Source organism: uncultured Bacillus sp., assembly GCF_958411575.1.
GTDB classification, from domain to species: Bacteria; Bacillota; Bacilli; order Bacillales; family Bacillaceae; genus Bacillus; species Bacillus spizizenii.
The window spans coordinates 1-10,764 of record NZ_CATYRA010000023.1; the positions used below are offsets into that span (position 1 = coordinate 1).

Below are 10,764 nucleotides of genomic sequence, written 5' to 3' on the forward strand. Positions count from 1 at the left end.
GGCCTATCCATCCCATGACTAAAGTCACGGGATTTCCGGCTAATATTAATTAAAACAGCAACTCCCCTACCACACTGATATTCGCCTAGAGTAATTCTAAAAGTAACAAGAAGTGAGTGCGACCAACCTCCTCGACAGGCCGTATGGCTAAGCTAGGGCAAGGGTTGATGCGGCACGCATCGTTCATTGCCCGTACTTAGACATTAGGCCTGTGGTTGGGAGCACGTTATCTGTCTAACAGTAAAGAAACCATTCAGAGCTGAAATATGTCCATAAAAAATAGCTGAGACCGCGTTATTCAAACGTTGGTCTTCAGCTATTTCTTTGCTAGCGAAAGGAGGCTGTTCCGCACTTCCACTAGTTAATGTTATCCTGAATCAACTGCTTACCCAATTCTGGGTTGTCGGAGTAGTCAACCGGGATGTCGACCACAACAGGCCCTTGGGTGGCAAAGGCCTTGTCGAGAACCTTGCCCAGGTCAGCGGCCTTTTCGACCCGCAGTCCCGTGGCGCCGAAGCTCTCGGCGTACTTGGCAAAGTCCACCGGGCCGAACTTGACCCCGGCGTCGTGGCCATACTTGAGTTCTTCTTGGAACTTAACCATGTCGTAGTTCCCGTCATTCCAAACCAGGTGCACGATGTTTAAGTTCAAGCGGACCGCCGTTTCCAGTTCTTGTGCGGAGAAGAGGAAGCCCCCGTCCCCAGATACGGAAACGACCTTGGAATTTGGCCGAACCAGGGCGGCCGCAATCCCCCATGGTAAGCCCACCCCTAGGGTTTGCATCCCGTTGGTGAAGAGCAGGTGGCGTGGTTGGTAGCTACGGAAGTGACGGGCTAACCAGATGTAGAAGGAACCAATATCGGCGGTCACGGTCATGTCATCGTCAATCCGTTCTTGCATCGCCGCGACGATGTTGAGCGGGTGGTTGAGGACTTGGCCTTCCTTAACTGGCTTCGGCTCGTCGCGGGTCGTGACCTCAATTTGAACCTGGTCCAAGAAGGCCCGGGAGTTCTTCGGCACGCTGTAACCAGTCAACTGTGGTGACAAGAGGGTCAAGGTTGAAGCGATGTCGCCGATCAGTTCACGTTCTGGTTGGAAGTTGTTGTCTAGTTGGGCTTGCTTGGTATCGATCACGACGACCCTAGCGCTTGCGGTCGGATCCCAGTTGCGTGGTTCGTATTCGATCGGGTCGTAGCCCACGGCGATCACGAGGTCGCTTTCCTTTAAGACCCGGTCCCCCGGTTGGTTACGGAACAGGCCGACCCGGCCGAAGAAGTCGCTTTCCAGTTCGCGGGAAATGATCCCGGCCCCTTGGAAGGTTTCCACGACCGGCAGGTGGGTTTCGGCCACCAGCTGGCGGATAGCGGCGGTGGTTTCTTCATCAGAAGCCCGCATTCCGACTAAGAGTACCGGTAACTTGGCGTCTTTAACCTGCTTGGCTAACCATTCCACGTCACTCAAGTTGGCTGGCCCCAACTTGACGTCTTCGCGCGGAGCTAACGGGGCGGAAGTGACTTCCCCGTCGGTGACGTCTTGCGGTACCGAAACAAAGGCCGCCCCCTGCTTTGGTGCGACAGCTTCTTGGTAGGCGTTGGACAAGACTTCGGAAAGGTTATTCGGGTCTTGGACTTCGGCGCTGTACTTGGTTACCGGTGCCAAGAGGGCGGCGTTATCCATGCTTTGGTGGGTTAGGCGCTTTAAGTCGCGGCGCGGAACTTGCCCTGAAATGGCCAAGACCGGGTCCCCTTCGGCCGTGGCGGTTACCAGCCCGGTGGCCAAGTTGGATACCCCAGGGCCAGAAGTGGTCAAGACCACCCCCGGCTTGCCGGTCAAGCGACCAATCCCACCGGCAATAAACGAAGCGTTTTGTTCGTGATGGGTTACGATTAGCTTAGGCGCCTTCGGGTTCACCGGGTGGTCCAACCGTTCAAAGAGCCGGTCGATCTTAGCCCCCGGCACCCCAAAGACGTACTTAACGTCGTGATTAGCAAGGCTGTCGACAATCGCGTCAGCCCCGTAGCGTTTCTTTTCTTCTGTCATTTCAATTCTCCCTTTGCCTGAATTTCGAATTTGCTCACTTTGGCGTCTCTCTTATCAGATCCTAGCACCAATAATTCGGCAATACCAGCTAAAGTCGCGCTAATCATCGTGATTTATTGAACAGTTTTCACCCCTCTGTTTGACTTTGTTCATTTAAACACTTATCTTTCTTCTTAACAAAGTGCAAATCCCTTTGAAATTAAACCTAAATTCTAGTAGTCAGGGGCGACTGGGCGCACCTAAAAGTTAAGAAATACTTTGTGTTGTGATTAAACGAACACACCAAAATTTTTACAAACTTTTGAGGTCCGGTATTACATCACCATTCCACCTTACGTTCCGTTCGGACGTTATTATGTGGTGAAGGAAGGGATTAAAAGAATAGAGGCTGAGGAGCAGGGTACTGTACCTTAGCCGAGGCCGGCAAAGAATTATTCAATCTTTTCTTTAAACATCATCCGCGATGAACAGAAAACGTCCCTAATGTGGCATTGCCTTCTTTAGGGCTTCACGAAGTTCAGGGTCGACCGCATAAATATATAAGCCGTGAACTCCCCGGGTTAGTAGAACATTCAATTCATTTCGGATCAGTTTTTCGGCAAAGGAACGCTTCTCACCACTTTGCAGGGTTCGTTTTTGGTTTGCATCCTTATTTGCGTGCGCTTTAGGATCAAACACGATCATACCATCACGGTATTTAACGGAGGGACCGATAATCACCCCCGCATAATTTAGATCAAACCCTTGAATTGTATACGTTGAGCCAACTTCATTAATGGTTTCACTTCGCTCGGCCCAGGATAAATTTCGGTAACTAACGCTTCGCTTTTGCTTTGTCTTCAGTTGATTGTTCCATGGCATTCGCCAGTCACCAATTTTAACGTCCCATGTTGGACTCCCATCCGCAGGTTTACTCCCGGTTGAAAAAGTCCAATCAAAGGTCGCAATTAGTCTGGAAATACCATTTGCGTAGTGGCTATCCAAGTCAGAACGGTTCTTGATTTGAATGGCATTCTCTAAATCCTTTGGCGAATCAAAGACCTTTATCTCGTACTTGCTATCTGATTGAAGTTTCCCAACTTTTTGGTGATCAACTAGGTTGCGAACCCATTGAATTGTTGATTCATTTGCGTCAATTCGTAATTGATTCTTTAGTTCAATCAAGTTATCCGACTTTAAGGCTTCACCAACCATCTTTTGAAGTTGTGCAGCTTCAACAATCTGTTGGGAACGTAAGACTTGGTGTTGGTCAAAGATGATCACAACCACTTTGCCCAATTTACGGAGGTCTTCTAGTTGATTAGTCCCCTGATATGACTGCTTACCTTGGGTCCATAGTAAGTGGGCCTCATCAACTAAGATGACGTCGGCCTTTTCACCCTTATTTATAAAACTGGTTGGCTTACCCACCAGATTTACATCGATCCCCAATTTCTTGGAAATTTCCCTATAAACCTTAACCTGTTCATCGTGATTAACCATGATGTGAACGTTTAGCGGATGGCCGTATTTTTTGTAACCCACCAAATCGTAAAATAAGTTACTCAACAATACGGTCTTACCAGCCCCGGCCTCACCCGTAACCATAATGAGTTGGCCCTCCTCGTCATTATCCAAAGAAGAATTAACCCGTTCCATGATTAGGTTTTTGGCTTCTAACTGTTCATGCGTCAGTTTGTGAAAGGGTGAAGCCTTAAAGATGGCTAAGTCTTTAAGCACATCCATCGCTGGGAATAATTCACTATTTTTCTGATGCAGTTGCGTCCATATTTGAGTAAAGATATCTTGGACTTCGTTTACCGGATAGTATTCATCTTGGTCATTTGAACGCCGATTATAGAGCGCCTTTACGTTCTCAACACTGCTTAGGTACAGCATCAACTGATTTTCAATATCGAGTGTCATCGACTTATTGAAGTGCTGGTGGCCGATCACATACATCTTGGCCGTTTTTGATTCCGATAGCTCCCGCCAATCTTCCCGACTTTTGGGATCGTCATGAAGATGTTGAGCAGTCCTTTTAGCAATATTATTGGTCTCACCAACGTAAACTGAATAAATTTTCTTCTTTTTCTTATCGTTTACAACATAGACAGTTGGGTACCTTGAAATAATCTTGCTTTCTTCTCTAGACTCGCCCTCTTCCAACTCCTTTAGGCCTTGGTTATTATAAGGGTACTCTTTAATCATCGGGTCTAGCTTCATTTCTTTACTCCCATTATCCTTCATACTTCGTTCACAGTTATTTCCTGTTATTCATTATACCGAATAATCACTGCTTATCAGTTGCTCATTTCTTCAACGCCCCCGACTTCTTGAACATTTTTCGTTCCACTTCGGCGATGTCATGGGCGGTCGGCTGTTGGTCAAAGGCTGCCTGGTGGCTGACCTTAAAGCTTTCCAGCATCGCGTACTTGGTGAAGGTCCGGGCGGTTTCAGATGACACCCGGATCCGTTCGTAGTTCTTCAAGCGCTCGTTGACGTAGAGGCCGGCCTCCCGGTTCATAAAGTCCAAGACGTCCAAATGAATCTGGGCTAACTTATTGGCCCGGTCGAGCTGGCGACGCACGGCGCTGGCACTAGCGCGAATCTTCACCCGTACCCCACCCTCAAAGATCAACATGACCTGTTCTCTGGCGAGTTCTTGGTAGTCACAAAGCAGGTGGGCCATGAAGTAGCCAGCGTCCGGCGCGTTCTTGTCCTTGTAAGGGATCAGCTTGTTTAAGCCCATGATGTAGGCTTCCGACAGCCGTTCCTTATGGGTGAAGCGGTCATAAAAGATCCGCTTGACCGGTTCGTGCCAGGCCCACGACAGGCAGTGATCTTGGCAGAAGTGCTGGAGCAAGGTCGGTAGCGGACTATCAACCAGCAGGGCGTCGCCTTCGTTAGTCACCACCACCGTTTGATGGTGACCACCCCGGTAGACGACTACCGTCTTTTTCCAATCAATCGTGTAGCTCTTGACCATGGTAAAATCACCTAGCAATGTCGTTGCATCGTGAAAATCAACTAGTGGTGCCATTTTTCCCAAAATCCTCCTCAAAATAATTTTTCCTTGTGGAACCGCTTTCACAGCCCCGCCGAATATAACCATATTTAAATTTTTCAGGCCTGTCAATAAAAATTCGCTAATGATTCATAAATTAGGAGAATTCCCTATATGGCGGTATTTTGGTATCTTTAACCTATCCCGGCCGGAGAAATAATCACGAAGGACTTGATACCATGATTACCGAACGAACGATGCGTGAAGGGTTGATCGACCTTTGTCGCCACGATCAGGAGCGCTTAGTCAAAATGGCCTTAGCCAAGCTCCACGTCAGCAAGTTTCACCGCCATTACGATGATTTTTACCAGGAGGGCTGTATCGCTTACGCTCGGGCCTACGTCGCCTTCAAAGGCAGTGTCGACGCCGAACGCGACCGCTTCTATGCCTTTGCTTATAAGTTGATTTATTGGCGGATTTTGGACCTCTTAAAGAAGAGTTGGCACCAAGAAGATGAGCGCCAGGTCTCGACCGACACCTCGCCGGCCACCGCCTATCACTTGGCAGCCATGCAAGACCCCTGGGCGGCTGGCTACCTGACCAACATCGAGAACCGCCAGCAGTGGGCCAGCCTGATGCGGGCCCTCTCCCTGCGGCAACAAGAATACCTATCCTTATTTCTCCAGCAATTTTCCAACGCCGAAATCGCCAAGCAACTACACATTTCCCGCCCCTCGGTTTACGAACTCCGGCGCCGCGTCTTTGCCATCGCCCGCCAGCTCTTTACCAAGGACCCGTAAGTTTATCATAGCGCGCCTTGTAGACACATTTTGTCGTTACACAACTTTTTTGGGGAAAATTTGCTATAATGTGACTATCAATAGAAGTAGGGGTTAATGGAACATCCATACGAAAAGTAGCGGTAGGAAGCCGAATACTCAGAATGTTTGTTATCTGAATATACGGTTTTCTACCGCTATTTTAAAATTCGTATTGGTTACGGACCTACTGATTCCTCAGAGGTTACCGACTTTTGCTAAGTCAATAATCTGCTGCTCAATTTGATCTCTGACCTTCCGAAAAACTACTATTCTATCCTGTTCGGATCTAGCTGCTAAAGCCGGGTCTGGAAGTAGCCAATGCTTTTTCTTGACCGTTGGTGGGGTGACTGGACAGCGATCACGAGCGTCTCCACATAAGGTGACAACTAGGTCACTGTGAAGCAAATAATCGGGATCAATTAACTTTGATGTTTGCTGGGAAATATCTATTCCTTTTTCAGCCATAACTTTAACAGCCAATGGATTCAAGCCATGCACCTCGACTCCCGCACTGGCAACGCGCCAATCATTGCCTAAAATTTTTTTAGCGAATCCTTCAGCCATTTGACTTCGACAAGCATTTCCAGTACATAGAAAATAAATTTGTGTCATCATTAATCCTCCATCTAAACTATTAGTGAACCAAAGCAGCTACTAAATCCATGTCTAAGTAACTGCTAAACTCGTTAATGGTTGGGTATTCACCGGTTTTTACCAACTGACCATCCACTAACGTAATTGGTAAAGCATTTATACCCTGACGTTTTAGTTCTTGGGCAACAATCGGATTTCGAACAAAGGCATCGGGATTCTGGGCTAAATTACGACGAATGAACATGGCCTACCCTTGTGCATTCACACTGACATACCGCTGAATGGCCGTTGTTTGAATCAATTCCTTATCAACGCTGGGACCACAAACACCGGTTGAACAACACATTGCTGGTTCAAAAAGCTCTATTTTTTCATTCTATTCATCTCCAAAGTAATTGTGATTTATATTTTCTAACCAAAAATCGATAATGATAACCAGAGGCCACATAGGGTAATAAACAACACTGGGATCGTGGTTACAATTCCAATTTTAAAATAAGTCCCCCATTTAATTTTAACTCCCTTTTGAGCTAACACATGTAGCCAGACTAATGTAGCCAAAGAGCCAATTGGGGTAATCTTAGGTCCCAAATCTGATCCGATTATGTTTGCGTACACTAACGTATGATGGATGAGCCCTGAAACGTCAGCGCCTTTGATTGATAGTGCATTAATCATGACGGTCGGCATGTTATTCATTAATGACGATAAAAGTGCTGCTAAGTAGCCCATGCCCATTGTGGCAGCAAACCGACCACCTTTTGCGATTTCGGTAATGACACCTGATAATAATGTTGTTAGACCAACGTTCTGAAGGCCGTAGACTACGACATACATACCGATTGAGAAAAAGACAATGTTCCAAGGAGCTCCTTTAATCGCTGCCATCGCATTAACATGGGAACTTCTTTGACCAACTATCAGAAAAATAGCCGCAATACTCAGTGCGATAAAGGAGACGGGGATTCCTAAGAAACCGCTACTAAAGTAACCAATCAATAGGAGGATTAAGACGACCCATGAAAACTTGAAAAGTCGCTGATCTTTTAGTGCAGAACTGGGTTCCGCAACCTGAGTGGCATCAAATTTTCGTGGCAATGCTTTTCGAAAGTAAAGATACAGGATACCAATACTACCTAACAGCGAAAATAGATCAGGAATCCACATTCTTAACGCATACGCTGAAAAGGAAATTCCAAAAAAGTCTGCAGAGACAATATTTACCAAGTTACTAACAATCATTGGTAAAGAAGTGGTATCGGCAATAAAGCCACTGGCAATAATAAAAGGGAAAACTTGCTTTTCATCAAAGTGTAAGGCACGAACCATTGCTAAAACAATGGGGGTAAGAATCAGAGCAGCCCCATCATTAGCAAAAAGGGCAGCAACGACGGCGCCTAAGGTGGTCACCAAAATAAACATGCGAATACCGTGACCGTTTGCCCAGCGAGCCATGTGTAAGGCGGCCCATTCAAAAAATCCGATTTGATCTAAAATGAGTGAAATCAGAATAATAGCCACGAAAGATAAGGTGGCATTCCAGACAATTCCGGTAACTTTTCCAACATCTTTAAAACTCACCACGCCAAACAATAATGCTAAAATTGCACCACCAACGGCTGTCCATCCAATTGATAATCCTCTAGGTTGCCAGATAACGAATAATAATGTGAGTAAGAAAATTCCAACGGCAAAAAAGACTTGCATGATACCTCCTAAACTGATTAATTATTTTTTTCCTTTAATTAATTAAACCGTTAAAAGCGTTTTTTCGTAATTTGGTTGCCATTGCATAACAGCAAAATGATTATTCGAAAGCTCTTTTACCTGATCAATCCATTTAACTTCGCTTTGCACTCGAGCCAGCAAACATGGATCAGTGGTTTGAGTTGCCAACATACTTTGGTTGACCACCCACCAAGTATGAGCTAGACTGGCTCGCTTCAAATCGTCATCTAACCGCATTGATTCATAAACCGGCGTGGCTTCTGGTAGCGTTACCATAACAATTTCAGTTTGCTTAGGATCTTGTAGTCTTGGTAACAGATTAACGACTGCTTGTGGGACGCTGCCGGAGGTATGGGCAACTTCTTGAGCATAGCTTTGGGTCGAGTTTAACAGTAAGAGTGTATGACCAGTCGGAGCCGTATCAACCACAACGACGTCACTATCATTTTGGGCGACTAACTCAGCAAAAGCTCGGAAGACAGCAATTTCTTGAGTACATGGTGAACGCAAATCTTCAGCGACATAATCAACATCATTAGACTTCATGGTCTTTTTAGCAGTAGTGAGAACTTCGTTTTGATATTCTTTTAAAGACTTTTCCTCATCAATATGGCTCACCTTGATCAGCGGGCTTGTGATTTTGAAGTATTTCAAATGATCAGCTGGGTCAGTGGTAGCCAAGTGCACGGTTTTGTGTTGAGCAGCTATCTTTTGGGCAATTTGAACGGCAACGGTTGTTTTACCAACGCCACCTTTGCCCATGGTGAAGATAATTTTTTTATTTGACTGCACTAAATTCTTCACGACAACATCCAGATCAGGAAAGTGACTAGCAGTAACCGGTTCCTCAGTGATTTGCGGCTGCTGGTCTTTCAATAGTAGTCGTAAATTAGCTAATCCCAATACGTTGTATGCTCGCAATGGGATTGCTAACTTGGGTAGCTGGTCTAAAGTGACTGGCATATTCTGCAAATCAGCTTGCTGTTGTTTAAAAATAGTCTGAGAAACTGCGTCGGTTGGCTGATTTAAGATACCGTTAATGATTAGTTGCTGGTTCTTAATGTTTAAGGCTGCCAACTCATGTGAAGCGCGTTGTGCCTCCAGAAGGGCGCCTTTTTGTGGTCGGGTAACTAAAAACAAAGTCGTCGCTTGAGGATTGCCTAAAGTTTCAACCGCTTTTTGATACATAGCTTTCTTATCATTTAAGCCAGCTAGTTGGCCGAGACAGGATGCACCACGATCATTCTTATCCAGGTAATTACTCCAAGCAGAAGGCAATTGCAGCATTCTTAAGGTATGGCCGGTCGGCGCGGTATCAAAAATAATATAGTCAAATTGCTGATTAATCTTAGAACTAGTTAGAAAGTTGGCAAATTCATTAAATGCAGCAATTTCAACCGTACACGAGCCTGATAATTGTTCAGCCATATTCTGAATGGCTTCTTTGGGCAACACGCCTCGATAAGGTTGAATAACCTGCTCGCGATACTCGTTCGCAGCAATGACCGGATCAAAGTTGGCAGCAAACAAACCGGAAATGTTTGGAATCGGCTTTGGCTGATTGGTTAAACTAACTTTAAAAACGTCCTGCAAGTTACTAGCTGGATCAGTGGAAACGATCATAACTCGGTGACCAGCATCAACTAAGCTAATTGCAGTGGCACTGGCAACCGTGGTTTTGCCAACCCCACCCTTGCCGGTAAAAAATAGGTACTTGGTTAAATTAATCTCTTGTGGCGAATACTTTTCCATCATTTTTCAGCTCCTTACATAGACACGCGTCTATGTATTGCTTAAAAAAACTTAATTGGCAACATCTTTTTCACAATCAGACCGTTGGCAAAGGCAGTGCTCATCAGCGGCTAACAGTTGGTCGGTATTCTGTTTAAACTCTTGGACAAACCTTTTTTGTAGGGAATAGTGTTGCCATTTCCCATCCTTTACCGCAAACACAATACCTGCATTTTGCAAAACCTTCATATGATGAGACAAAGTGGGTTGAGAAAGATCAAAATGCTGGAGGATATCACAAGCACAAAGTGATCCACATGAAAGCAGATCAATGATTTTTAGGCGGTTCGGGTCAGCCATTGCTTTTAGCATTTGAACGTAATTTTGATAATCCATTTTTTCTCCTTCCATTACATAGACGATCATCTATGTATAGTATAAGAGCTACTCCAATGGCTTGTCAACTTTGTTAAAACCCTAAATTGCAAGATTAAGTGAGCCACCCGGCCACGGGAGTGGCCGAGGTTTATACTGCTAATGTTTCAGGGCCAATTATCTTAAGTATTTCCTCTTCAAATCTGTCTAGAGAAGACTTACCACCAAGAATCTTTCTTGGGTAGGAGTTGAGCCTCAGGTTTGCTTGTTCAACGTCAAATTCACTGAACAATTGTAAACTGGTACCTTTAGTGATACTTCTACGAAGGAGCCGATTGTTGTTCTCGTTGGTCCCTCGTTGCCATGGCGAGTAAGCATCAGCATAGTCTACTTGGTCAACTTCATTAGCGACCTCAAAGAACTCACTACCATTGGGCACTGCCCCCTGTCAAGGTAACACTTTAGAAATCTAAAATTATTAAGTTATGC

Annotated in this window: 8 protein-coding genes and 1 pseudogene; 1 reads left to right on the forward strand and 8 read right to left on the reverse strand. The window is 45.5% G+C overall.

What is annotated here, in order from left to right:
• Positions 1-357: 357 nt before the first annotated feature.
• The 3 genes from alsS to Q5C82_RS20390 all read right to left on the reverse strand — a co-directional run bounded on the left by alsS (position 358) and on the right by Q5C82_RS20390 (position 5,062).
• Complete coding sequence (gene alsS / locus Q5C82_RS20380; protein WP_003682909.1) at positions 358-2,040, reverse strand: acetolactate synthase AlsS; 1,683 nt, start codon at positions 2,038-2,040, stop codon at positions 358-360.
• Between the two features lie 480 nt (positions 2,041-2,520).
• Complete coding sequence (locus tag Q5C82_RS20385; RefSeq protein ID WP_035431026.1) at positions 2,521-4,245, reverse strand: DUF2075 domain-containing protein; 1,725 nt, start codon at positions 4,243-4,245, stop codon at positions 2,521-2,523.
• Between the two features lie 85 nt (positions 4,246-4,330).
• A complete protein-coding gene (locus Q5C82_RS20390) occupies positions 4,331-5,062 on the reverse strand; it encodes a hypothetical protein (protein WP_240839883.1) in 732 nt (243 codons plus the stop codon).
• A gap of 203 nt (positions 5,063-5,265) precedes the next feature.
• On the opposite strand from Q5C82_RS20390, the gene Q5C82_RS20395 reads away from it, so the two are divergent.
• Entirely contained in the window at positions 5,266-5,826 is a 561-nt protein-coding gene (locus Q5C82_RS20395) for a sigma-70 family RNA polymerase sigma factor (RefSeq protein ID WP_003682901.1), read from the forward strand.
• A gap of 216 nt (positions 5,827-6,042) precedes the next feature.
• Here Q5C82_RS20395 and arsC read toward each other — a convergent pair whose 3' ends face one another.
• From arsC to Q5C82_RS20420, 5 genes and pseudogenes are all read right to left on the reverse strand, one after another.
• Positions 6,043-6,462, reverse strand: coding sequence for an arsenate reductase (thioredoxin) (gene arsC, locus Q5C82_RS20400; protein WP_302268402.1), 420 nt, complete (start codon positions 6,460-6,462; stop codon positions 6,043-6,045).
• A gap of 19 nt (positions 6,463-6,481) precedes the next feature.
• Positions 6,482-6,808: pseudogene (arsD, locus tag Q5C82_RS20405) on the reverse strand (arsenite efflux transporter metallochaperone ArsD).
• 44 nt (positions 6,809-6,852) lie between these two features.
• Positions 6,853-8,148 (reverse strand): arsenic transporter, encoded by a 1,296-nt coding sequence (locus Q5C82_RS20410; RefSeq protein ID WP_003682896.1) that lies wholly within the window; start codon positions 8,146-8,148, stop codon positions 6,853-6,855.
• A gap of 42 nt (positions 8,149-8,190) precedes the next feature.
• On the reverse strand, positions 8,191-9,921 hold the full coding sequence (arsA, locus tag Q5C82_RS20415; RefSeq protein WP_035431023.1) for an arsenical pump-driving ATPase: 1,731 nt from the start codon (positions 9,919-9,921) through the stop codon (positions 8,191-8,193).
• A 51-nt stretch (positions 9,922-9,972) separates the two neighbouring features.
• Positions 9,973-10,296 (reverse strand): helix-turn-helix transcriptional regulator, encoded by a 324-nt coding sequence (locus tag Q5C82_RS20420; RefSeq protein ID WP_004563100.1) that lies wholly within the window; start codon positions 10,294-10,296, stop codon positions 9,973-9,975.
• Positions 10,297-10,764: the final 468 nt, after the last annotated feature.